Origin of the sequence: Janibacter melonis (genome assembly GCF_003721155.3) — a bacterium.
Classification (GTDB): domain Bacteria; phylum Actinomycetota; class Actinomycetes; order Actinomycetales; family Dermatophilaceae; genus Marihabitans; species Marihabitans melonis.
In genome coordinates, this window is the sequence record NZ_CP044548.2 from 3,195,756 (window position 1) to 3,217,672 (window position 21,917).

Consider the following 21,917-nt stretch of genomic DNA (forward strand, 5'->3'; position numbering starts at 1 on the left):
ACCCTAGGACGAGCCGGTGACGGCCGGGGAGAACTTCGGCACCCGGAAGGACACGCGCATGCCGGCACCGGGGGCCGTCTCGACGACGAGCCCGTAGCCCTCGCCGTAGACCTGGCGCAGCCGGGCGTCGACGTTGCCCAGGCCCACGGAGTCGCTGCGGCTCTGCCCGTCGAGGATCTTGCGGATGGCTGACGGGTCCGCCCCGACCCCGTCGTCCTCGACGCTGATCTCGGCCTCGGAGCCGAGGTCGGCGACCGACAGGGTCACCGTGCCGGGCCCGTCCTTGGCGGCCAGGCCGTGCCGGACGGCGTTCTCGACGAGCGGCTGGATCGCGAGGTAGGGCAGCTGGACCGGGAGCACCTCGGGGGCGACGCGAAGGGTGATCCCCAGGCGCTCGCCGAAGCGTGCCTGCTCGAGGACGAGATAGCGCTCGACGTTGCGCAGCTCCTCCTGCAGGGTCGTGTACGCGCCACCACGACGCAGCGCGTAGCGGGTGAAGTCGGCGAACTCGAGGAGCAGCTCGCGTGCCCGGGCGGGGTCGGTGCGCACGAAGGAGGCGATGGCGGCCAGGGAGTTGTAGATGAAGTGCGGGCTGATCTGGGCACGCAGCGCACGCAGCTCGGCCTCCATCGCCCGCGTGCGCTCGAAGGAGAGCTCGGCGAGCTCGACCTGCGTCGCGACCCACCCGGCGAGCTCCTCGACCGCGCGCGTCAGCCCCGCGGAGGTGCGGGGCGCGTACACCGCGAGGGCTCCGACGACGCCGGTGTCGAGCTGGATGGGGGCGATGACGGCGGCCCGGACCGGGCACTCGGTCGAGGTGCACGTCACCTCGTCGGGCCCGAGGACGACGGTGCGCCCGGACAGGGCTGCCGCGGCCTGGTCGACGACGGCGGGCAGGTGATGACGGCCCTCGCCCTCCCAGACGATGACGGAGGTCCGGTCGCAGATCGCCAGGGCAGGGGTGGCCATGAGCGCGCGGAGGAAGGGCGCGGCCCGGGTGCAGCCGTCGTCGGTGAGGCCGTCGGCGAGATGACGAGCGGCCAACGAGGCGGTGTGGAGGGTCTCGTACGTGGCCTGGTCGCCGACGGAGATGAAGCCGCGGGGCTTCGAGCGGGCGCGGTACAGCGTGACGAGCGCGACGAGCGCGGCGGCCGCCGCGGCCACCACGAGCGCCGTCGGCAGGTCGAGCCCCGTCATGGGCGGACAGCCTACGGGCGAGCCCACCGTAGGGTGTGCGTCGTGCCCGAGATCGTCTCTGCCCTGCATCGTCTCGCCGAGCTCGAGGACGTCGCGGCGGCCAGCGAGCGCGCCCGCGAGGCGTGCACCGCGCTGCGCTGGCACGAGGGCCTGCGCCGTCGCACCCCGGAGGCCGCCGCCGAGTCGCGGGTGCGCGGTGCCTGGGCGAGCGCCGAGCTCGACGGGGCGCGGTCCAGCGCCACGATCGTGCGCGACCTCATGCGCGGTGCCCGGGAGCGCTCCCCGCACCCCGACCCCGCCGAGCGCGTCATCCACGGCGCCATGGCCGCGACCGCGGAGACCGAGCACCTCGGCTCGCTCGCCCTCTCCGCGCCCGGTCAGGTGCTGGCCCGTCTGCACACCGTCGCCGCCGCCGAGCTCGTGACGGACCGCGAGCAGCTCGGCCGGCCGCGGCGCGCCGACGAGGGCTGCGACGAGCTCGTCGATCTCGGCCCCGCCCCCCAGGGGGAGGAGCTAAGGGTGCGCCTGGCGGGCGTCGTCGAGCTCATGAGCAGCGCCGACCAGGCGCCCGCGCTCGTCGTCGCCGCGGTGGTCCATGCCGAGATCGCGACGATCCGCCCCTTCGTCGTCGGCAACGCCCTCGTCGCCCGCGCCGTCGAGCGGGTGCTCGTGCGGGCCACCGGGCTCGACCCGACGGGGGTCGCCGTGCCCGAGGCCGGTCACGGCTCGCAGGGCGGGCCGGCCTACCTGGGTTCGCTCACCGGCTACGCCCAGGGCGGCAGCGACGGGGTGCGCCTGTGGCTGCGCCACTGCGGCGACTCGATGGTCGAGGCCGCCCAGGAGGGGGCCCGGGTCGCGGACTCCGTGCGCGCGGGTCGCCTTGTGTGACAGCGGCTTTACCAAAGCCTTACAAACGGATTGTGCCCCTCTCTGATGCGGATCCTTCTGCGAATGTAGAGTCGATGACGTCGCTCCCTCCTCGGAGGTCGCAGCGGCGAGCGCACCAGAGCTCCCTCCCCCCGGGGTCTGGCGCGTGAGGTGGCCCCGGTCGATCCCCCCCGACCGGGGCCACCGCTATGTCTGCCCCCTGCCGACGTGCCGCGTCTTCGACCGGCTCGTCCACAGGGGCGACGGCGCCGTGTCCGCCGTCCACAGGCTCGGCGGCGGGCGCGCGGGGCCTGCGGCGGCCGGGGGAGCGTGTCGGGCATGCATCCCGTCCTGCTGCTCATCGGCGCCTCGGGCGGTCTGGGCGCCTCGACGCTCGCGGCGGTCCTCGCCGAGCACCTCGACGGCACGCTCGTCGACGGGCTGCTCGACGGGTCTGGCGCCGACTCGACCCTCGTGCTGGAGGACGAGCCCGGGCTGCGCTGGCCCGATCTCGCCGGTCTCGACGGTGACGTCGACCCCGCCCGGCTCGTGCGTCACCTGCCCGGCTCCAGGCCACCCGTGCTCTCGGCGGCCGGCCCGGGCCGGGTGGGGCCGGACGCGGTGCGGTGCGCGCTCGCCGCCCTGCGCCAGGCGGCCCCCGTCGTCGTCGACCTGCCCGCGGCCGTCCACCGGGCCGAGCCGTGGCTCGCCCTCGCGGACGTCGCCGTGGTGCTCTGCGGCCTGCGCCCGCGACAGGTGCGTGACGCTGCGGCCGTCGTCGGGTCGCTGCGCGAGCACGGCCTCGACGCCCATCTCGTCACCCGAGGCTCGCGCCGCGCAGAGCCGGCGGGGCAGGAGGTCGCAGGGCACCTGCAGGCGCCCTGGCTCGACCACCTCGAGGACCACCCGGGCGTGCCGCGCGACGAGGGTGCCGGCTGCCCCCCGCGGGCCCGCGGTCCGCTCGGACGGGTCGCCCGCGAGATCGGCGAGGTCGTGCCCGGGGCGGACGGGAGCGGAGAGCTGCGATGGCTGCGCCGGGCGGGCTGAGCGGGTCGGGCGCGCCCGACGAGCTCATCCGGCGCGGGGCGACGCCGAGCGTCCCGACGATCGGGCAGGTCGCGCGCGCGGAGTCGGTGCGCCTGGGCGACCGGGGCGTGCGGCGTCGCGAGCACGAGCTGCGCTCGGCCCTCGTGGGTCTCGGCCCGCTCGAGCCCGTGGTCGCCGATCCCTCGGTGACCGACGTCCTCGTCAACGGCGACGGGCAGGTCTGGGTCGACCGCGGCGAAGGGGTGGAGCGCGCCCCGGTGGTCGTCGGCGACCCCGTCGACGTACGGCGCCTGGCGACCCGTCTCGCCGGGCTGGCCGGCCGACGTCTCGACGACGCCCAGCCGTGGGTCGACGGCCTGCTGCCCGACGGGTCCCGCCTGCACGCCGTGCTCCCGCCGCTCGTCGACGGGGGAGCCCACGTCAGCCTGCGCATCCCGCGCCACCGCCACCGCGACCTCGACGACCTCGTCGGCACCGGCATGCTCGACGACGAGACCGCCGAGCGGCTGCGCCAGGCCGTCGCGCAGCGTCGCTCGGTCGTCGTCAGCGGGGGCACCGGCACCGGCAAGACCACCCTGCTCGCCGCGATGCTCGCCTGCGTGCCCGCCGAGGAGCGGATCCTGCTCGTCGAGGACGTCGCGGAGATGAGCGTCGATCACCCGCACACGGTCCGGCTGCAGTCGCGCAGCGCCAACACCGAGGGCGTGGGGCGGGTCAGTCTCGACGAGCTCGTGCGCCAGGCGCTGCGGATGCGGCCCGACCGGCTCGTCGTCGGCGAGGTGCGTGGCCCCGAGGTGCGCGAGCTCCTCATGGCGCTCAACACGGGCCACGAGGGCGGCTGCGGGACCGTCCACGCGAACGCCGCGGCCGACGTGCCCGCCCGTCTCGAGGCGCTCGGGACCCTCGCCGGCATGGCACCCGAGGTGACCCGCGCCCAGGTCGCCCTCGCCGTCGACCTCGTCGTCCACCTGCGCCGGGGCCCGCGGGGGCGCCGGGTCGAGGAGGTGGTCGCCATGGGCGACCTCGTCGGCCGATGACCCCGGCCGTCGTCGTCCTGCTCGTCCTCGCGGCGCTGACCTGGCCGGGCCGGGCGACGCCGGGCGGGCGGACGTGGTCGGCGGCGGGCCTGCGGCGGGTGCGCCGACGCGACGAGCTCGGCCTCGAGGAGGCCGCAGCGCTCGCCGAGCTCCTCGCGATGGGCCTGCGCAGCGGGGGAGCGCCCGCCCGGGTCGTCGAGGTCGTCGCCCCGGACGTCCCGGACGCCGCTCGGGTCCTGCTCGACGAGCTGGGCCGTGAGCTGGCCGCGGGCCGGACCGGCGAGCAGACGTGGGTGAGGTGGGCCGGTGAGCACCCGGCGCTGGCACCGTGCGCCTCGGCCTGGCGGCTGAGCCAGCGGTGCGGCGTGCCGCTCGCCCCTGCGCTGGAGCAGGCGGCGTGCTCGGCACGAGCGGCCCTGTCGGCCCGGCGCCGGCTCGACGCCGCGAGCGCCGGTGCCCGGGCGACGATGGGGCTGCTCACCCTGCTGCCCGTCGTCGGCCTGCTGGCGGGGCTGGCCCTCGGCGTCTCGCCGGCGGCGCTTCTCGGCTCGCCCGCGGCCCTCGTCAGCCTCGCGACCGGCGTGGTGCTCACCGTGCTCGGCTGGGCCACGAGCCGGGCCGTCCTGCGTCGCGCGACGAGACCGAGACCGGCGTGACACCCGCGCTCGTGGCCCTCGTGCTCGCCGCGGCCCTCGTGTGGCCGCCCCGGGCGCGGGCCGCGCCCGGACCCCTTCGCCCGGGTGACGACGCCCCGTCGCCCCTGCTCTCCCAGGTCGCCGACGCGACCGACCTCCTCGCGCTCTCGCTCGTCGCCGGCCGCGGCATCACCGAGGCGCTCGACGCCGTCGCCGACGTCAGCGAACCGGCCGTGGCGCTCGACCTCAGACGGGTGGGCGCCGCGCTGAGGTGGGGGCGCGAGATGCGCGCCGCATGGTCCTACGCGAGCCCGGGCTGGGCCCCGGTCGCCACGGCGCTCGTCGTCTCCTCGGAGTGCGGGGCCCCCGCGAGCGAGGTGCTCGCCGGGGCGGCGGCGCGGATCCGAGAGGGCGAGGCCCGCCGGCTCGAGGCCGCGGCTGCGCGCGCCGGCGTGCTGCTCGTCGTGCCGCTCGGGCTGTTCTTCCTGCCCGCCTTCGTCGCCATGGCCGTCGTGCCGATGCTCCTCGTCCTGCTCGGGCAGAGCCTGCGCTGAGCCGGCGCCCACCCCTCGCCTCGCGGGTCGTCCGCAGGTCTCGCGCGGTTCGGGGTGCCCGGGGGAGCCAGGGCACGCCCGATCACCTCGACCGGGTGCCGGCACCGGGGTGCGCCGTCCACACCCCGTGCTCGGCGCGGGCCCCGGTCCACAGGAGCGCGACGGGGGCGGCTTCGCCGTGGCTCACCGACTTCGCTGGAGGTGCCGCGGCGCACCAGGTGCCGCGCGACCCGATGGAGGAGACATGAGAGCGACACTGACCCGCGCCGTGCGGCGCGGACGGCTGGCCTGCGAGGCCGGCATGACCACCGCGGAGTACGCGGTGGGGACCCTGGCGGCGGTGACCTTCGCCCTCGTCCTGCTCGCCGTGGTGAAGTCTGGCGCGGTGAAGTCCGGGCTCGCCGGTGTCATCACCGAGGCGCTGGGCCTGCGCTGAGCGGTGGCGGGGCGCCGCCGGGACGGTCACCGCGGAGATCGCGGTCGCCGTCCCGGCCGTCGTCCTCGTCCTCTCGCTCGCGCTGTCCGGCATCGCCCTCGGCGCCGACTCGGTGCGCTGCCAGGACGCAGCCCGCGTCGGCGCGCGCGAGCTCGCGCGCGGCGAGAGCGAGCAGCGGGCGATCTCAGACGCCCGACGCGCGCTGCCGCCAGGGTCGAGCGTCACAGCCAGCCGGTCGGGCGACCGGGTCGTCGTCGCCGTGAGCGTCCCGGCGCCGTCCGCCCTGCGTGGCATCGGGGTGGGGTCGGGACCGCGGTGCTCGTCGACGGCGCGGGTCGAGGAGGTCACCTGATGCGGGGCGGTGCGGGCGAGCGGGGATCGGGGAGCGTCCTCGTCCTCGGCGTGGTCGCCGCGGTGCTCGTCGTGCTCACCGCGACCCTCGTGCTGTCAGGCGCGCTCTCCGCGGCCCACCGCTCGCGGGGGGCGGCCGACCTCAGCGCGCTCGCGGCCGCGGGCGAGGCGGTCGACGGGGCGTCGCCGGCAGCAGCCTGCGGGGTGGCCGAAGACCTTGCGCGTGCCAACGGCGCGAGGTTGCGGTCGTGCGTGGTGGGGCCCGACGGTGTGGCGGACGTCGACGTCGTCGTCGCCGTCCCTGTCCACGTCGCGGGGATCACGCCCCGCGCGATGCCGGGGCGGGCCCGTGCCGGTCCGGCGCCGGGGCAGCGGTGACGACGTCGTGCGCCCGGGCTCAGGCGCGGGGCGGGAGACCGCCGTCGGGACGGCCGCGGCGGGCGTCCTCCTCGGCGACCGTGGCACGCTCGCGCGCCGTCTCGGTCGCCAGGTGCTGGTCGTGCAGCTCGCGCTCGTGCTGACGGTCGAGCTCCTCGCGCTCGCGCACCCGGGCGGCCTCGTCCTCGGCGCGACGCTGCTGGGCCTCGCGCTCGAGGTCCTTGCGCTCGCGCCGCAGCCGCGCCTTGCGGGCGAGGGCCGAGCGCATGAGGACCAGACCGAGCCAGGCGAGGAACATCACGGCCATGCCGGCGACGACGAGCGCGAGCGGGTTGAGCGAGACGGTGACGGTGTCGAGCAGCGATATGTCGACCTTCTGGCCGGCGACGTCGGGCGAGCCCGTGCCCATGACGAGGACGACACCGACGAGGATCGCGACGACGAGGATGATCAGACCCAGGACGACCATGACGAGAGCTCCGTTCGGGGGAGGCGTCGGCCTCCCGGGACCGGGGGCCGTCGTGCGGGCGGTGCGTCGAGCACACTAGCCCCGCTCGGCAAGGATCGCGCCCAGGAGCGCGACCGCAGCATCCTTGTCCAGGGGCTCGTTGCCGTTGCCGCACTTGGGCGACTGCACGCACCGCGGGCAGCCCCGCTCGCAGGGGCAGTCACGCACCAGCTCGAGGGTGGTGCGCCACCACGTCGGCGCCATGTCGTGCGCCCGGTGCGCGAAGCCCGCGCCGCCGGGGTACCCGTCGTAGACGAGCACCGTCGGCAGCCCCGTGTCGGGGTGGACGTCGGTCGAGACCCCGCCGATGTCCCACCGGTCGCACGTCGCGAGCAGGGGCAGGGTCGCGATGGCGGCGTGCTCCGCCGCGTGGGCCGCCCCGGGCACGTCGGCCTCGTCGACCCCGGCCTCGGTCAGCAGGTCGGGCCTCATCGTCCACCACACGCCACGTGTCGTGAGGACCTGCTCGGGCAGCTCGAGCTGGTGGGTGCCGATGATCTCGCCGCTCGGGAGCCGGCGCACGAAGGAGGTCACCTGGCGGCGCACCCGCACGACCCCGCGGCACAGCCGCATACGGCCGAAGGTCGCCGAGGACTCCTCGCGGACGATGTCGAAGGAGGAGCGGGACTGCGCCGTCGTCGACCACCCGGGGTCGCCGCGCACCACCGTGGCGGTCGACCCGTCGAGGTCGAGGTCGGTGACGACGTAGGTCTGACCCTGGTGCACGTGGACCGCGCCGGTGTGCACGGAGGTGTGCGCGGCGGCCGCGTCCACCGTGCCGACGACCCGGCCCGTGCGCCCCTCGACGACGCTGACCACCGGGCCGGCACCGCGCAGCGAGAGGTGGTCGCCCGGGCGGTCCTCCCGGGCCCAGAACCATCCCGCGGGTCTGCGGCGGAGCACCTTGCGGTCCGTGAGCACCTCGAGCACGCCCGCGAGACCGGGCCCGAACCACCGCTCGTCCTCGAGGGTGACCGGCACCTCGGCGGCGGCCGCGGCCACGTGCGGCGCGAGCACGTGGACGTTGCCCGGGTCCATGACGATCGCCTCGACCGGGTCGCCGAAGACGTACTCGGGGTGCTGGAGCACCCAGCTGTCGAGGGGGTCGTCGGCGGCGACCGAGACGACGAGCGCGTCGCGTCCGGCGCCGCCCCCGTCGCGCCCCGCTCGTCCGGCCTGCTGCCACCACGAGGCCCGGCGCCCGGGCCAGCCGGCGACGACGACGGCGTCGAGGCCGGTGATGTCGACGCCGAGCTCCAGCGCGTTCGTCGCGGCGACCGCCATGAGGTCGCGCGAGCGCATCCGCTGCTCGAGCTCGCGGCGCTCCTCCGGCAGGTACCCGCCGCGGTAGGCCGCCACCCGCCCGACGAGATCGGGGCGGGCGAGCTCGAGACGGTCGGTGACCTGGGCGGCGAGCGACTCCACGCCGGCCCGCGAGCGGGCGAAGGCGAGGGTCTGCACGTCGTCGCCGACGAGGGCCGCGACGACGTCGGCCGCCTCCGCGGTGAGCGAGCGGCGCGACCCGTCGGCCTGCTCCGGCGGCTCCCACAGGACGCAGGTGCGGCCGGCGCGCGGGGAGCCGTCGTGGGTCACGGCGACGACCTCGCGCCCGACGAGGGCGTGCGCGTGCCGGGCGGGCTCGGCGACGGTCGCCGAGGCGAGGACGACGCTCGGGTGCGCCCCGTAGCGCTCGGCCACGCGCAGCAGGCGCCGCAGGACGAGCGAGACGTGGGTGCCGAAGACCCCGCGGTAGGCGTGGCACTCGTCGACGACGACGTAGGACAGGGACCGGAAGAAGGGCGCCCACCCGCGGTGCCCGGGCAGCATCGAGTGGTGCACGAGGTCGGGGTTGGTGAGCACGACCTGGGCGTGCTCCCTGATCCAGCGCCGCTCGTCGGTCGGGGTGTCGCCGTCGTAGGTCGCCGCCCGCACACCGGGCACCGCCATCGCCTCGACCCGGGCCAGCTGGTCGGCGGCGAGCGCCTTCGTCGGCGCGAGGTAGAGGGTCGTCCCCCCGCGGATCGAGTGCCGCCCGCTCGGCGGTCCCTCGATCGCGGCGGTGAGCGCCGGCAGCAGGTAGCCGAGCGACTTGCCCGAGGCCGTGCCCGTCGAGACGACGACGTCGTGACCGGCGTGCGCGAGCTGGGCGACCTGCTCCTGGTGCGACCACAGCTGCTCGACCCCGGCGCCCGCGAGCGCCCCGCGCACGGCCGGCGCGACCCACCCCGGCATCGGTGCGTGCTGGGCCGCCCGGGCCGGCAGGTGCTCCGCATGGCGGACCCGTCCCGGCAGCCGGCTCTCCAGGGCGCGCAGACGCCCGTCCTCCCGGGCCGCGCCGGCGTCGGCGGGACCGGGCGCGGTCCCCCTTCGCCCTGGACAGGGGCCGCCCGTCTGCGCTCTGGGCTCGGTGCTGCCGCTCACGGTGGTCTACGGTAAGCGCGGACGAGCAGGGCGGGACCGACACCCCGCGCGACCTGCGCAGACGTCCGTACGTGAGGCGCCCGCCCGGGCGCCCTGGCCAGGAGGCGGTACCAGTGGCTCTGACGATCAGCACCAGCAACAGCAATGGAGCGGTCGTCGTGCACTGCACCGGCGAGATCGACGTGTCCACGGCGTCCCAGCTGCGCGACGCGGTCCAGCAGGTCATCCTCGGCGGCAGCCGCAGCGTCGCCATCGACATGACCGGCGTGAGCTTCATGGACTCGACCGGTCTCGGCGTCGTCGTCGGCCGGCTGAAGACGCTGCGCCGCGAGGGCGGCACGCTGACCATCGCCGCGACCGCCGAGCGGGTGCGCCGGGTCTTCGAGATCACCGGTCTCGACAAGGTCTTCGTGCTCTACCGCGACCCCGCCGACGCGGCTCGCGCCGCCGCCGAGACGACGGGGTGACCTCGGAGTAGGGTGACGGCCACTCGCCCACCTCAGCCGGTGGGCGCTCGTGCGCGCGAACCATCGAGGAGGATGGGATGGCGGTCCACCCCTACGCCGTAGCAGCTGACACGCTCGACCTGTCGAGCGGCAACCTCTACCTGACCGCCGGCGTCGCCCTCATCGGCGTCGTGTGCATCGCGATGGGGCTGGTCTTCCGCTCCCAGGTGCTCGCCGCCGACCCCGGCACCGAGCGGATGCGCGAGATCGGCGCCGCCGTCGAGGAGGGCGCCCACGCCTACCTGCGCCGGCAGTTCCGCACCCTCGGCGTCTTCGTCGTCATCGTCTTCGTGCTCCTCCTCGCCCTGCCCGCGGACTCCGCGGGGGTGCGCTGGGGCCGCTCCGGCTTCTTCCTCCTCGGCGCCGGCTTCTCCGCCGCGATCGGCTACCTCGGGATGTCCCTGGCGGTGAAGGCCAACGTCCGCGTCGCCGAGGCCGCCCGGACATCAGGGCGCGACGAGGGCATGCGGATCGCCTTCCGCACCGGCGGCGTCGTCGGCATGTTCACCGTCGGGCTCGGCCTGCTCGGCGCGGCCGTCGTCGTCATGGCCTACCAGGGCGACGCCCCGAAGGTCCTCGAGGGCTTCGGCTTCGGCGCCGCGCTCCTCGCGATGTTCATGCGCGTCGGTGGCGGCATCTTCACCAAGGCCGCCGACGTCGGCGCCGACCTCGTCGGCAAGGTCGAGGCCGGCATCCCCGAGGACGACCCGCGCAACGCCGCGACGATCGCCGACAACGTGGGCGACAACGTCGGCGACTGCGCGGGCATGGCCGCGGATCTCTTCGAGTCCTACGCCGTCATGCTCGTCGCCGCCCTCATCCTCGGCTCGGCGGCCTTCGGCGAGAGCGGGCTCGTCTTCCCGCTGCTCATCCCCGCCGTCGGCGCCCTCACCGCGCTGCTCGGCGTCTTCATCACCAGGGCGGCACCCGGGGGCGACGCCCTCGCGGCGATCAACCGCAGCTTCTACATCACCGCCGCGATCTCCGCCGTGCTCACCGCGGTCGTCGCCTTCGTCTACCTGCCGAGCAGCTACGCCGAGCTCGGGAGCCGCAACCAGGACATCGCCGCGATGTCCGGAGACCCCCGGCTCGCCGCGCTCCTCGCGGTGCTCCTCGGCATCGTCCTGGCCGCCGTCATCCTGTGGCTCACCGGCTACTACACCGGCACCGACAAGCGTCCGACGAAGGACGTCGCCCGTACGACGCTCACCGGCGCCGCGACGGTCGTCCTCTCCGGCATCGGGCTCGGCCTCGAGTCGGCGGTCTACAAGGTCACCACGATGGCCATCGCCATCTACCTCGTCTTCCTCCTCGGCGGCGGGTCGGTGACGCTCTCGCTCTTCTTCATCGCGCTCGCCGGCTGCGGCATCCTCACGACGGTCGGCGTGATCGTCGCGATGGACACCTTCGGCCCGGTCTCGGACAACGCCCAGGGCATCGCGGAGATGTCGGGGGACGTCGACGCGGAGGGCGCCCAGGTGCTCACCGAGCTCGACGCCGTCGGCAACACGACGAAGGCGATCACCAAGGGCATCGCCATCGCCACCGCGGTCTTCGCCGCCACGGCGCTCTTCGGCTCCTACACCGACGCCTGGAGCTCCCAGCTGGAGACCACCGCGACCGCGCTCGGCGACGAGATCTCCCAGGGGTCCATCGACGCCGGCGCCATCCCCGGCATCCAGCAGAGCATCGATGACTTCAACGTCAGTGCCGCCTCCGAGATCGTCAGCCCCCACACGCTCGTCGGGCTGCTCCTCGGCGCGGCGGTCGTCTTCCTCTTCTCCGGCCTGGCCATCAACGCGGTGACCCGCGCCGCCGGTGCCATCGTCTTCGAGGTGCGCCGTCAGTTCCGCGAGCACCCCGGCATCATGGCGGGCACGGAGAAGCCCGAGTACGCGCGGGTCGTCGACATCTGCACCAAGGACTCGCTGCGCGAGCTCGCGACCCCCGGCCTGCTCGCCGCCCTCACCCCCGTCGTCGTCGGCTTCGGCCTCGGCATCGGGGCGCTCGCCGGCTTCCTCGCCGGCGCCATCGCGTGCGGCGCGCTCATGGCGGTCTTCCTCGCCAACTCCGGCGGGGCGTGGGACAACGCGAAGAAGATCGTCGAGGACGGGCACCACGGCGGCAAGGGCTCTGACGCCCACGCGGCCGCCGTCATCGGCGACACCGTCGGCGACCCCTTCAAGGACACCGCCGGACCGGCGATCAACCCCCTCATCAAGGTGATGAACCTCGTCTCGGTGCTCATCGCCCCCGCGATCGTCGTGCTCACCGTGCGCGAGGAGCCGATGACGTGGGCGCGCCTGCTCATCGCCGGGGTCGCGCTGGCGATCATCGTCGTCGCGCTGATGATCACAAAGCGGCGCGACCTGGCCATCGCCGGCGACGACGCCCCGGACGACGACGGCCGCGAGGTCTACGCCGCTCCCACCCAGGCCTGAGCGGGTCCCCCCTTCGCCCGGTCCCGCGGCGAAGGGGGAGCGCCCGCCCCGCCCGTAGGCTGGGTCGTCGTGACGTCCGCCGCGCCGATGACCCCCGACCACCCCGCGACCGCCCTCGACCTCGAGCTGCTCGGCCGGCTGCGCGCCGACCTCGACCAGGCGGGCGTCGACGTCGACGCCCTCGAGGAGCTGCTCGGGCCGGTCGCCTCCGGCGCGCTGCACCGCGAGGACCCGCTGCCCGCCCGGTGGCGGCTGCGCGAGGTCGACGGCTCGCTCGCAACCTTCGTGCGCCTCTTCACCCTCGGCGACCCGGTCGACCCCGCCGAGGTCGACGAGCTGCTGCCGACCCTCACCGCCGCCGGTCTCGTCGAGCTCGGTCTGGCCCGGGAGGACGGGACCTCGCTGCGCTCGACCGCCGAGGTGCGCCCCTACGGCGACGAGAGCCGCACCTGGTACGTCCTGTCCGACCACGGCGAGACGGCGCTGGGGACCTCGCTGCCCGTCGACCACGTCCTCGGCATCGGTGGCGCGTCGACGACCCTGGCCGCGTGGACCCCTCGGCCGGAGGTGCGCCGTGCCCTCGACCTCGGCACCGGCTGCGGCGTGCAGTCGCTCCACCTGTCGACCCACGTGGACGAGGTCGTCGCGACCGACCTGTCGCAACGGGCCCTCGGGTACGCCGCGGTCAACGCCGCGCTCGCCGGGCTCGACCTCGACCTGCGGGCGGGCTCGATGCTCGAGCCGGTGGCGGGGGAGCGCTTCGACCTCGTCGTGAGCAACCCGCCCTTCGTCATCACCCCCCGACGTGCCGACGTGCCGCTCTACGAGTACCGCGACGGCGGGGCCGTCGGCGACGAGGTCGTCGCCTCGCTCGTGCGCGACCTCGGCGCGCACCTCGAGCCGGGGGGCCTGGCCCAGCTGCTCGGCAACTGGGAGGTGCGCGAGGGGCAGGACTGGCGCGACGTCGTCGGTGGCTGGCTCGACGCCGCCGAGGCGGCCGGTCATCCCGTCGACGCCTGGGTCGTCCAGCGCGAGGAGCAGGACCCCGCCGAGTACGCCGCGACGTGGTCGCGCGACGGCGGGCAGCGTGCGGGCACGCCCGAGCACGAAGGGATGAGCCTGGCCTGGCTGGAGGACTTCGCGGCCCGGGGGGTCGAGCGGGTCGGCTTCGGCATCATCACCCTCCAGCGGCCGGTGGGGGAGCGTCCGACCTTCCGCGACCTCGTCGACCACCGCGGACCCGTCGCGACGCCCATGGGTGCGTCGGTGCTCGCCGGGATGCGGGCCCGGACCTGGCTCGCCGAGCACGACGACGCCGCCGTCCTCGACGTCGCGTGGAGCTGCCCGCCCGATGTCACCGAGGAGCGGCACACCCGGCCGGGCGAGGCGGACCCGACGGTCATCGTCCTGCGCCAGGGCGGCGGTCTGGGGCGGGTCATCCAGCTGAGCACGGTGACAGCGGCGCTCGTGTCGGTGTGCGACGGCGAGCTCACCGCCGGGGTCGCCGCGGGGGCGATCGCCGGGCTGCTCGACCTCGACCCCGACGCGGTGCGCGCGGAGGTCGTGCCCTTCGTGCGCGAGGCGGTGGCGGACGGGCTGCTCGTGCGCTGACCGCCCCGGCCCGACGCTTGTGAGTGAGCACTCACTCATCTATCGTCGACCGGGTGACCCCCCGCGCCCCCGCGATGAGCCCCGACGACCGGCGGGCGGCCATCGTCGACGTCGCCATCCCCCTCCTCCGCGAGCACGGCCCAGGCCTGACGACCCGGCAGGTCGCCGAGGCGGCCGGCATCGCCGAGGGCACGCTCTTCCGCGCCTTCGGCAGCAAGGACGAGCTCGTCCAGGCCTGCGCGACGGCTGTCCTCGACCCGGCGGCGGCGGTCGCCGAGCTCGGCGAGGTCGACCCGTCGCTGCCGCTCGACGACCGGCTCGTCGCCGGCGTGGCCGTCGTGCAGCGCCACGTCGAGCAGGTCGTCGCGCTCATCTCCGTCCTCCACCACGTCGGTGTCGTCCCGCCGGTGGACAAGGCCCGGCACCGCGGGCCGGGCGACCCGGCGCTCGACGCGGCCTTCACCGCTCTCGTCGGAGACGACGCCGGCGCCCTGCGCAAGCCCGTCGACGAGGTCGTCGGGCTGCTCCAGCTGCTCGCGCTGTCGAGCGTCCACCCGCTGATGTCGGCCCGGCGCCTCGACGCGGCCGAGATCGTCGACGTCGTCCTCGACGGCACCCGGAGGTCCTCGTGACGCTCGTCCGCCTCGTGCGCACCCACCTGCGGCCCTACGCCGCCGTGCTCGTGCTCCTCCTCGGCCTGCAGCTCGCCGGCACCCTCGCCTCGCTCTACCTGCCGAGCCTCAACGGCCGGATCATCGACGAGGGCGTCGCCGTCGGCGACACCGGCTTCATCCTCGCCGCCGGCACGGCGATGCTCGTCGTCTCGCTCGTCCAGGTCGTCGCGACGATCGGGGCCACCCGCATCGGCGCGCAGACCGCGGCCTCGCTCGGGCGTGACGTGCGGGCCTCGGTCTTCGCCCGGGTCGGCGCCTTCTCCGCCCAGGAGCTCTCGCGCTTCGGGGCGCCGACGCTCATCAGCCGCAGCACCAACGACGTCACCCAGGTGCAGCAGGTCGTCTACATGGCGCTGGCGATGATGGTCACGGCACCGCTGACGATGGTCGGCGGCATCATCATGGCGCTGCGCGAGGACGCCGGGCTGTCCTGGCTCGTCGCGGTCGCCGTGCCGGCGCTCGCCGTCGCCATCGGCGTCATCATCGCGAGGATGATCCCGCACTTCCAGGCGATGCAGCGGGCCGTCGACTCGGTCAACCGCATCCTGCGCGAGCAGATCACCGGCGTGCGGGTCGTGCGGGCCTTCGTGCGCGAGGACGTCGAGCGCGATCGCTTCGCGCGGGCCAACGAGACGTACACGGGCACGGCGCTCGCGGTCGGGCGGCTCATGGCGCTCGCCTTCCCCCTCGTCATGGTGATCTTCAACGCCTCGACGGTCGCCGTCATCTGGTTCGGCGCCATGCGGGTCGACAGCGGTCAGATGCAGGTCGGGGCGCTCACCGCCTTCATGGCCTACCTCATCCAGATCCTCATGTCGGTGATGATGGCGACCTTCATGGCGATGATGGTGCCGCGCGCCGCGGTCTCGGCCGGGCGCATCACCGAGGTCCTCGAGACCGAGCCCACGGTGCGCGCCCCGGACGAGCCGGTGGCGTTGCCCGCCGGGCCGGTCGGGGTCGAGCTGCGCGGCGTGAGCTTCGCGTACCCGGGGGCGCAGGAGCCCGTGCTGCGCGAGATCAGCGTCCTCGCCCGACCCGGCACGACGACCGCGGTCGTCGGCTCGACCGGCGCCGGCAAGACGACCCTCGTCGGCCTGGTGCCCCGGCTGCACGACGTCACCGGGGGCCAGGTGCTCGTCGGCGGGGTCGACGTGCGCGACGCCGACCCCGAGGACCTGTGGAGGCGGCTCGGCCTCGTGACCCAGCGCCCCTACCTCTTCACCGGCACCGTGGCGAGCAACCTGCGGCACGGCGACCCCGACGCCACCGACGACGACCTGTGGCAGGCGCTGCGCGTCGCCCAGGCGGAGGACTTCGTCCGGGCGCTGCCCGAGGGCCTCGACGCCCCGATCGCCCAGGGCGGCACGAACGTCAGCGGCGGCCAGCGCCAGCGCCTGGCCATCGCCCGCGCGCTCGTGCGCCGTCCGTCGGTCTACCTCTTCGACGACTCCTTCTCGGCCCTCGACGTCGCGACCGACGCCCGCCTGCGCGCGGCCCTTCGCCCGGTCACCCGGGAGGCGACCGTCCTCGTCGTCGCGCAGCGCGTGTCGAGCATCGTCGACGCCGACTCGATCGTCGTCCTCGACGCCGGGGTCGTCGTCGGGCAGGGCACGCACGACGAGCTGCTCGCGTCGTGCCCGACGTACGTCGAGATCGTCTCGAGCCAGCAGGCGACGCAGGAGGCAGCATGAGCGAGCTCGGCACCGCGGAGGAGCGGGCGGCCAAGGAGCGGCGCGGACCGGGGTCGGCCCACCGCGGCGGCCCCCCGCACGCCGCGATCGGCGTCCCGACCGACACCTCGCAGGACTTCGTCGCGGGCGCCCGGAGGATCCTGGGGCTGCTGCGTCCCGAGCGGCTCGTCGTGTGGACCACCGTCGTCCTCGCCGTGGGCAGCGTCGTGCTCAACGCGATCGGGCCGAAGGTCCTCGGCCGCGCGACCGACCTCGTCTTCGCCGGGTCCTTCGGGCGGCAGATCCCGGCCGGGGTCAGCCAGGAGCAGGCCGTCGAGCAGCTCCGGGCCCGTGGCGAGGACCTCGTCGCCGACGTGCTCGCCGCGATGGACCACGTCGTGCCCGGGCAGGGCGTCGACACGGGAGCGCTCGGCCGGGTGCTGCTCGGCGTCCTCGCGATCTACGTCGTCGCGGCCGCGCTCCAGCTCGTCCAGGGCCGGCTGCTCACCGGGGCGGTCAACCGCACCATCTACCGGCTGCGCGAGGACGTCGAGGACAAGCTGCACCGGCTGCCGCTGCCGTACTTCGACGGCCAGCCCCGCGGCGAGCTGCTGAGCCGGGTGACCAACGACATCGACAACGTCGCGCAGAGCCTGCAGCAGACCCTCAGCCAGCTGCTCACCTCGCTCCTCACCGTCGTCGCCGTCGTGTCGATGATGCTGTGGATCTCGCCGCTGCTCGCGCTCATCGCGCTCGTGACGATCCCGGTGACGATGCTCGTCACCGCCGCCATCGGCAAGCGCAGCCAGCGACACTTCGTCCAGCAGTGGAAGAGCACGGGCGAGGTCAACGCCGTCGTCGAGGAGACCTTCACCGGGCACGAGCTCGTCAAGGTCTTCGGTCGTCAGGAGCAGTCGGCACGCGACTTCGCCGTGAAGAACGACGAGCTGCACCACGCGAGCTTCCGGGCCTCCTTCATCAGCGGCGTCATCATGCCGACGATGATGTTCATCGGGAACCTCAACTACGTCGCGATCGCCGTCGTCGGCGGGCTGCGGGTGGCCAGCGGCACGATGAGCCTGGGCGACGTGCAGGCCTTCATCCAGTACTCGCGCCAGTTCACCCAGCCGCTCACCCAGGTCGCCTCGATGGCCAACCTCATGCAGAGCGGGGTCGCGTCCGCCGAGCGCGTCTTCGCGGTGCTCGACGCGCCCGAGCAGGAGCCCGAGGCGCGGACGCCGACGAGCATCGAGGACCCGCACGGCCGGGTCGCCTTCGAGGACGTGTCTTTCTCCTACACCCCGGGCACCCCGCTCATCGAGCACCTCGACCTCGTCGTCGAGCCGGGGCAGACCGTCGCCATCGTCGGCCCCACGGGCGCGGGCAAGACGACCCTCGTCAACCTCGTCCTGCGCTTCTACGAGCTCGACGGCGGGCGGATCACCCTCGACGGCGTCGACATCACCGAGCTGACGCGCACGGGCCTGCGCAGCCGGATCGGGATGGTGCTCCAGGACACCTGGCTCTTCGCCGGGACCATCCGCGAGAACATCGCCTACGGGCGCCCGGGGGCGAGCGACGAGGAGGTCCTCGAGGCGGCCCGGGCCACCTTCGTCGACCGCTTCGTGCACGCGCTGCCCGACGGCTACGACACGGTCCTCGACGCCGAGGCCGGCAACCTCAGCGCGGGGGAGCGTCAGCTCGTCACCATCGCGCGGGCCTTCCTCGCCCAGCCCTCGCTGCTCATCCTCGACGAGGCGACGAGCTCGGTCGACACGCGCACCGAGCTGCTCGTGCAGCAGGCGATGGCCGCGCTGCGCAGCGACCGGACGAGCTTCGTCATCGCCCACCGGCTCTCGACGATCCGCGACGCGGACCTCATCCTCGTCATGGAGGAGGGACGCATCGTCGAGCAGGGCTCGCACGCCGAGCTGCTCGCCGCCGACGGCGCCTTCGCCGCGCTGTACGCGGCGCAGTTCTCCGGGGCGGTCGACCCGGACGCAGCAGTGGGCGCCGGCTCCGCGGTGTGACCCGCGGTGCCGACGCCCACCGGTCGGTCACATGCCGAGCGTGATCTTCCAGGCGTCGTCGACCTTGATGAGCTTGACGTCGCTGTCCTTGCCGTCGTAGGTCGTCTTCACGGTGGCGCTGTTGCCGTCCTCGGAGACGGTGGCGTCGCCGATGTCGAGCTTGTCGGGGTCGGCGACGAGCTCCTCGCCGCCGCCGCCCTCCTCGACCGACTTCTTCATCGTCTCGGCGCAGCCGCCCTCGCCGGCCGACTCGACGGTCTTGACGAACTCGGGGTCGAGCATCTCGCAGACCTTCGAGTAGTCCTTGTCCGCCGCGGCGTTCGCGAACTCCTCGACCGCGTCCTCCGGGCCGTCGCTGCTGCCGCAGGCGCTGAGGCCGAGGGCGAGCACGGCACCGAGGCCGGCGGTCATCATCGTCTTGGTCATCGCTGTCATACCCCTGTCTCGTCACCGACCACGGCGGCCGGTCTGCGGCGAGGATAGCCACGATCCGGCCCGCGGTAACTGGGGAGGACTCCCCGGTCGCCGGGGCCGGGACATGGGCGTAGGTTGCCAGGGCCGTCCCCCGGGGACGCGACCTGGAAGGAGACCCATGACGCCGCCACTGACGTCACTGCCGGCGCTCATGCCGCCGGCTGCAGACACCCTCATCGACGCGAACGCCGTCGACTACCTGCTCGTCGCCCTGTACTTCGCCTTCGTCCTCGGCGTCGGCATCATGGCCCGTCGCTCGGTGAGCGACTCCGTCGACTTCTTCCTCTCCGGCCGCTCGCTGCCGGCCTGGGTCACCGGCCTGGCCTTCATCTCGGCCAACCTCGGTGCCGTCGAGATCATGGGCATGTCGGCCAACGGCGCCGAGATCGGCATGCCGACCTTCCACTACTTCTGGGTCGGCGCGGTCCCCGCCATGCTCTTCCTCGGCGTGGTGATGATGCCCTTCTACTACGGCTCGAAGGTCCGCTCGGTCCCCGAGTTCATGTACCGCCGCTTCGGCACCGGGGCGCACGTCGTCAACGCCTTCTCGTTCGCGCTGGCCCAGCTGCTCATCGCAGGCGTCAACCTCTACCTGCTCGGCTCGATCGTCCAGGCCCTGCTCGGATGGCCCCTGTGGGTGGCGCTCATCGTCGCGGCCGCGATCGTCCTGTCCTACATCACCCTCGGCGGGCTGTCGGCGGCGATCTACAACGAGGTCCTGCAGTTCTTCGTCATCGTCGCCGCGCTGCTGCCGCTGACCCTCATCGGTCTGCACCGCGTCGGCGGCTGGGGCGGGCTCAACGACAAGATCACGGCCGCTGCGCAGAACGCGCCGTCCGACGCGGGCGTCGCCTCCGCGAGCCAGCAGCTCGACTCGTGGCCCGGCCAGGCGCTGTCCGGCTTCGACTCGCCGGTCCTGTCGGTCATCGGCATCGTCTTCGGCCTGGGCTTCGTGCTCTCCTTCGGCTACTGGACGACGAACTTCGTCGAGGTGCAGCGCGCGCTCGCCTCGGACTCGATCTCCTCGGCCCGCAAGACGCCGATCATCGGCGCCTTCCCGAAGATGTTCATCCCCTTCATCGTCATCATCCCGGGCATGGTCTCGGCGGTGCTCGTCACCGAGATGATCGACCTCAAGAACGGCGGCACTCCCACCGGTGGGGCGAGCGGCGACGTCAAGTACAACGACGCGCTCCTGCTCCTCATGCGCGACGTGCTGCCCAACGGTCTGCTCGGCCTGGCGATCGCGGGTCTGCTCGCGGCCTTCATGGCCGGCATGGCGGCCAACATCTCGGCCTTCAACACCGTCTTCAGCTACGACATCTGGGAGCGCTACGTCCGCAAGGACCGCAGCGACGACTACTACCTGCGGATCGGCCGTCTGGCCACCGTCGCGGCGACGATCATCGCGATCTTCACGGCGTCCATCGCGGGTGGCTTCTCCAACATCATGGACTACCTGCAGACGCTCTTCGGGTTCTTCAACGCACCGCTCTTCGCGACCTTCATCCTCGGCATGTTCTGGAAGCGGATGACCCCGACGGCCGGCTGGACCGGTCTCGTCGCGGGCACCCTCTCGGCCGTCACGCTGTGGGTCTGCGGCAACCCCGACATGCTCGCCCTCTTCGAGCTGCCGGGGCAGGGCCTGGCCTTCGCCGCCGCGAGCACCGCCTTCGTCGTCGACGTCGTCGTCAGCGTCGCGGTGACGATGGTGACCAAGCCCAAGCCCGCCAGCGAGCTCAAGGGCCTGGTCTACTCGGAGACGCCGAAGGAGGACCTCGTCGACCCGCACGAGGCCGGTCGTCCCTTCTACCAGCGCACCGTCCCGCTCGCCGGGATCGCGCTGGTCATCGTCGTCGTCCTCAACTTCGCCTTCTAAGGAGCGCTGACCGTCATGGCAGACACCGCAGGCCGCAAGACCGCCGGCGCCTTCGACATCCGGACCTTCATCGGCTCCCTGCTCGGGCTGTACGGCCTCATCCTCACCCTCATGGGGATCTTCGGGGACAAGGAGCTCGAGAAGACGGGTGGCATCAACGCCAACCTCTGGACCGGGCTCGCCCTCCTCGTGATCGGCATCGCCTTCATCACCTGGGCGCGGCTGCGCCCGATCGTCGTGCCGGAGCACGTCGAGCCGGCCGGGGACGACCCGACCCGGCCCGCGCCGCGGCGCAAGCAGCGCGGCCACTAGCCGGCCGCCGGACCGGCAGCGCGAAGGGGGACCCCGGGCGGGGTCCCCCTTCGTCATGCCCGCGGCGGCTCAGCTGAAGGTGAAGGACCGCTTGCTCAGGCCGTACCAGAAGCCGTCGACCGTGCTCTCGACGTCCGTCGCGCCGGAGGCGTGCGCCGCACCGAGGGCGAGGTAGAGCGGCGCCCAGTGCTCGGTGCGCGGGTGCGCCTCGTGGGCGGCGGGGGCGACGTCGAGCATGTTGACGAGGGCGTCGACGTCCTGCGCCTCGACCGCCTCCTGGGCCCAGTGGTCGAACTCGGCGGAGGCGGCCGGCGGGGGCGCGTCCGCCCCGCCCCGGGGGTTGAACCACCGCAGGTTGTGGGTCGTGAAGCCCGAGCCGACGACGAGCGTGCCCTGGTCGCGAAGGGGGGCGAGCGTGCGCCCGATCTCGAAGAGGGTCGCCGGGTCGAGGGTCGGCATCGACATCTGCAGGACCGGGACGTCCGCGTCGGGGTACATCTCCACGAGCGGCACGTACGCGCCGTGGTCGAGGCCGCGCGTCTCGTCGCGGCGCACCTGCAGGCCACGGCCGCCGAGCAGGCCGGTCACCTCGTCGGCGAGAGCAGGGGCGAGCGGGGGCGCGTACTCGACCTCGTAGTAGTGCTGCGGGAAGCCGTAGAAGTCGTAGGTGAGCGGCACCTGCCGCTGGGTCGGGCTCACCGTCACCGGCACGTCCTCCCAGTGCGCCGAGATCATGAGGATGCTCGTCGGCTTCGTAAAGCTCGAGGACCAGTCGGCGAGCTGCTGGGTCCAGCGGGCGTCGTCGGCCAGGGGAGGGGCGCCGTGGCTGAGGTAGAGGACGGGAGCGGTCATGACGGCCAGGATAGTTGACCCATCAAGTTAAAGCAAC

The 21,917-nt window shown here is 74.0% G+C and carries 21 protein-coding genes; 16 read left to right on the top strand and 5 right to left on the bottom strand.

What is annotated here, in order from left to right:
• Window positions 1–3: 3 nt before the first annotated feature.
• Window positions 4–1,197, bottom strand: coding sequence for a sensor histidine kinase (locus EEW87_RS15380; protein ID WP_123091344.1), 1,194 nt, complete (start codon window positions 1,195–1,197; stop codon window positions 4–6).
• A 42-nt stretch (window positions 1,198–1,239) separates the two neighbouring features.
• Between EEW87_RS15380 and EEW87_RS15385 the strand changes: the two genes are divergently transcribed.
• The 8 genes from EEW87_RS15385 to EEW87_RS15420 all read left to right on the top strand — a co-directional run bounded on the left by EEW87_RS15385 (window position 1,240) and on the right by EEW87_RS15420 (window position 6,502).
• Window positions 1,240–2,085 (top strand): Fic family protein, encoded by an 846-nt coding sequence (locus EEW87_RS15385; protein WP_123091574.1) that lies wholly within the window; start codon window positions 1,240–1,242, stop codon window positions 2,083–2,085.
• 318 nt (window positions 2,086–2,403) lie between these two features.
• Window positions 2,404–3,111, top strand: a complete 708-nt coding sequence (locus EEW87_RS15390; RefSeq protein WP_123091343.1) for a CpaE-like family protein — start codon at window positions 2,404–2,406, stop codon at window positions 3,109–3,111.
• Window positions 3,090–4,148, top strand: a complete 1,059-nt coding sequence (locus EEW87_RS15395; protein ID WP_123091342.1) for a TadA family conjugal transfer-associated ATPase — start codon at window positions 3,090–3,092, stop codon at window positions 4,146–4,148. The genes EEW87_RS15390 and EEW87_RS15395 overlap by 22 nt, the downstream gene beginning before the upstream one ends.
• A complete protein-coding gene (locus tag EEW87_RS15400) occupies window positions 4,145–4,804 on the top strand; it encodes a type II secretion system F family protein (RefSeq protein WP_163562482.1) in 660 nt (219 codons plus the stop codon). The genes EEW87_RS15395 and EEW87_RS15400 overlap by 4 nt, the downstream gene beginning before the upstream one ends.
• Entirely contained in the window at window positions 4,801–5,337 is a 537-nt protein-coding gene (locus tag EEW87_RS15405; protein ID WP_163562483.1) for a type II secretion system F family protein, read from the top strand. The genes EEW87_RS15400 and EEW87_RS15405 overlap by 4 nt, the downstream gene beginning before the upstream one ends.
• Before the next feature lie 244 nt (window positions 5,338–5,581).
• Window positions 5,582–5,773: a DUF4244 domain-containing protein gene (locus EEW87_RS15410; protein WP_068272951.1), complete on the top strand. Its 192-nt coding sequence runs from the start codon at window positions 5,582–5,584 to the stop codon at window positions 5,771–5,773.
• Complete coding sequence (locus tag EEW87_RS15415) at window positions 5,742–6,125, top strand: TadE family type IV pilus minor pilin (RefSeq protein ID WP_123091340.1); 384 nt, start codon at window positions 5,742–5,744, stop codon at window positions 6,123–6,125. Before EEW87_RS15410 ends, EEW87_RS15415 begins: the two co-directional genes overlap by 32 nt.
• Entirely contained in the window at window positions 6,125–6,502 is a 378-nt protein-coding gene (locus EEW87_RS15420) for an Rv3654c family TadE-like protein (protein WP_123091339.1), read from the top strand. The genes EEW87_RS15415 and EEW87_RS15420 overlap by 1 nt, the downstream gene beginning before the upstream one ends.
• Before the next feature lie 19 nt (window positions 6,503–6,521).
• Here EEW87_RS15420 and EEW87_RS15425 read toward each other — a convergent pair whose 3' ends face one another.
• Together EEW87_RS15425 and EEW87_RS15430 are read right to left on the bottom strand one after the other, a co-directional pair.
• Window positions 6,522–6,971, bottom strand: a complete 450-nt coding sequence (locus EEW87_RS15425) for a hypothetical protein (RefSeq protein WP_123091338.1) — start codon at window positions 6,969–6,971, stop codon at window positions 6,522–6,524.
• Between the two features lie 75 nt (window positions 6,972–7,046).
• Window positions 7,047–9,242, bottom strand: coding sequence for a DEAD/DEAH box helicase (locus EEW87_RS15430; RefSeq protein ID WP_420810338.1), 2,196 nt, complete (start codon window positions 9,240–9,242; stop codon window positions 7,047–7,049).
• Between the two features lie 302 nt (window positions 9,243–9,544).
• Here EEW87_RS15430 and EEW87_RS15435 point away from each other — a divergent pair, with 302 nt between their 5' ends.
• The 6 genes from EEW87_RS15435 to EEW87_RS15460 all read left to right on the top strand — a co-directional run bounded on the left by EEW87_RS15435 (window position 9,545) and on the right by EEW87_RS15460 (window position 18,363).
• Window positions 9,545–9,898: an STAS domain-containing protein gene (locus EEW87_RS15435; protein ID WP_068272960.1), complete on the top strand. Its 354-nt coding sequence runs from the start codon at window positions 9,545–9,547 to the stop codon at window positions 9,896–9,898.
• A gap of 77 nt (window positions 9,899–9,975) precedes the next feature.
• Window positions 9,976–12,378: a sodium-translocating pyrophosphatase gene (locus tag EEW87_RS15440; protein WP_123091337.1), complete on the top strand. Its 2,403-nt coding sequence runs from the start codon at window positions 9,976–9,978 to the stop codon at window positions 12,376–12,378.
• Between the two features lie 69 nt (window positions 12,379–12,447).
• Window positions 12,448–13,989, top strand: a complete 1,542-nt coding sequence (locus EEW87_RS15445) for a class I SAM-dependent methyltransferase (protein WP_318825922.1) — start codon at window positions 12,448–12,450, stop codon at window positions 13,987–13,989.
• 53 nt (window positions 13,990–14,042) lie between these two features.
• On the top strand, window positions 14,043–14,621 hold the full coding sequence (locus EEW87_RS15450; protein WP_123091335.1) for a TetR/AcrR family transcriptional regulator: 579 nt from the start codon (window positions 14,043–14,045) through the stop codon (window positions 14,619–14,621).
• A complete protein-coding gene (locus tag EEW87_RS15455; RefSeq protein WP_123091334.1) occupies window positions 14,618–16,354 on the top strand; it encodes an ABC transporter ATP-binding protein in 1,737 nt (578 codons plus the stop codon). Before EEW87_RS15450 ends, EEW87_RS15455 begins: the two co-directional genes overlap by 4 nt.
• Entirely contained in the window at window positions 16,351–18,363 is a 2,013-nt protein-coding gene (locus EEW87_RS15460; RefSeq protein ID WP_123091333.1) for an ABC transporter ATP-binding protein, read from the top strand. Before EEW87_RS15455 ends, EEW87_RS15460 begins: the two co-directional genes overlap by 4 nt.
• Window positions 18,364–18,390: 27 nt before the next feature.
• Here the strand turns inward: EEW87_RS15460 and EEW87_RS15465 are convergent, their stop codons facing one another.
• Window positions 18,391–18,798, bottom strand: a complete 408-nt coding sequence (locus EEW87_RS15465) for a DUF4878 domain-containing protein (RefSeq protein ID WP_123091332.1) — start codon at window positions 18,796–18,798, stop codon at window positions 18,391–18,393.
• A gap of 157 nt (window positions 18,799–18,955) precedes the next feature.
• Here EEW87_RS15465 and EEW87_RS15470 point away from each other — a divergent pair, with 157 nt between their 5' ends.
• Together EEW87_RS15470 and EEW87_RS15475 are read left to right on the top strand one after the other, a co-directional pair.
• Window positions 18,956–20,716: a sodium:solute symporter family protein gene (locus EEW87_RS15470; RefSeq protein ID WP_123091331.1), complete on the top strand. Its 1,761-nt coding sequence runs from the start codon at window positions 18,956–18,958 to the stop codon at window positions 20,714–20,716.
• 15 nt (window positions 20,717–20,731) lie between these two features.
• Window positions 20,732–21,028, top strand: coding sequence for a hypothetical protein (locus tag EEW87_RS15475; protein ID WP_123091330.1), 297 nt, complete (start codon window positions 20,732–20,734; stop codon window positions 21,026–21,028).
• Window positions 21,029–21,097: 69 nt separating this feature from the next.
• Here the strand turns inward: EEW87_RS15475 and EEW87_RS15480 are convergent, their stop codons facing one another.
• Window positions 21,098–21,880 (bottom strand): dioxygenase family protein, encoded by a 783-nt coding sequence (locus EEW87_RS15480; protein ID WP_123091329.1) that lies wholly within the window; start codon window positions 21,878–21,880, stop codon window positions 21,098–21,100.
• Window positions 21,881–21,917: the final 37 nt, after the last annotated feature.

Bases quoted from the DNA above. Each gene is read 5' to 3' on its own strand.
- EEW87_RS15430 (WP_420810338.1), bottom strand. From the start codon at position 9,242: ATGCCGGGGTGGGTCGCGCCGGCCGTGCGCGGGGCGCTCGCGGGCGCC.
- EEW87_RS15390 (WP_123091343.1), top strand. From the start codon at position 2,404: ATGCATCCCGTCCTGCTGCTCATCGGCGCCTCGGGCGGTCTGGGCGCC.
- EEW87_RS15410 (WP_068272951.1), top strand. From the start codon at position 5,582: ATGAGAGCGACACTGACCCGCGCCGTGCGGCGCGGACGGCTGGCCTGC.
- EEW87_RS15460 (WP_123091333.1), top strand. From the start codon at position 16,351: ATGAGCGAGCTCGGCACCGCGGAGGAGCGGGCGGCCAAGGAGCGGCGC.
- EEW87_RS15440 (WP_123091337.1), top strand. From the start codon at position 9,976: ATGGCGGTCCACCCCTACGCCGTAGCAGCTGACACGCTCGACCTGTCG.
- EEW87_RS15475 (WP_123091330.1), top strand. From the start codon at position 20,732: ATGGCAGACACCGCAGGCCGCAAGACCGCCGGCGCCTTCGACATCCGG.
- EEW87_RS15420 (WP_123091339.1), top strand. From the start codon at position 6,125: ATGCGGGGCGGTGCGGGCGAGCGGGGATCGGGGAGCGTCCTCGTCCTC.
- EEW87_RS15425 (WP_123091338.1), bottom strand. From the start codon at position 6,971: ATGGTCGTCCTGGGTCTGATCATCCTCGTCGTCGCGATCCTCGTCGGT.
- EEW87_RS15465 (WP_123091332.1), bottom strand. From the start codon at position 18,798: ATGACAGCGATGACCAAGACGATGATGACCGCCGGCCTCGGTGCCGTG.
- EEW87_RS15395 (WP_123091342.1), top strand. From the start codon at position 3,090: ATGGCTGCGCCGGGCGGGCTGAGCGGGTCGGGCGCGCCCGACGAGCTC.
- EEW87_RS15400 (WP_163562482.1), top strand. From the start codon at position 4,145: ATGACCCCGGCCGTCGTCGTCCTGCTCGTCCTCGCGGCGCTGACCTGG.
- EEW87_RS15380 (WP_123091344.1), bottom strand. From the start codon at position 1,197: ATGACGGGGCTCGACCTGCCGACGGCGCTCGTGGTGGCCGCGGCGGCC.
- EEW87_RS15470 (WP_123091331.1), top strand. From the start codon at position 18,956: ATGACGCCGCCACTGACGTCACTGCCGGCGCTCATGCCGCCGGCTGCA.
- EEW87_RS15480 (WP_123091329.1), bottom strand. From the start codon at position 21,880: ATGACCGCTCCCGTCCTCTACCTCAGCCACGGCGCCCCTCCCCTGGCC.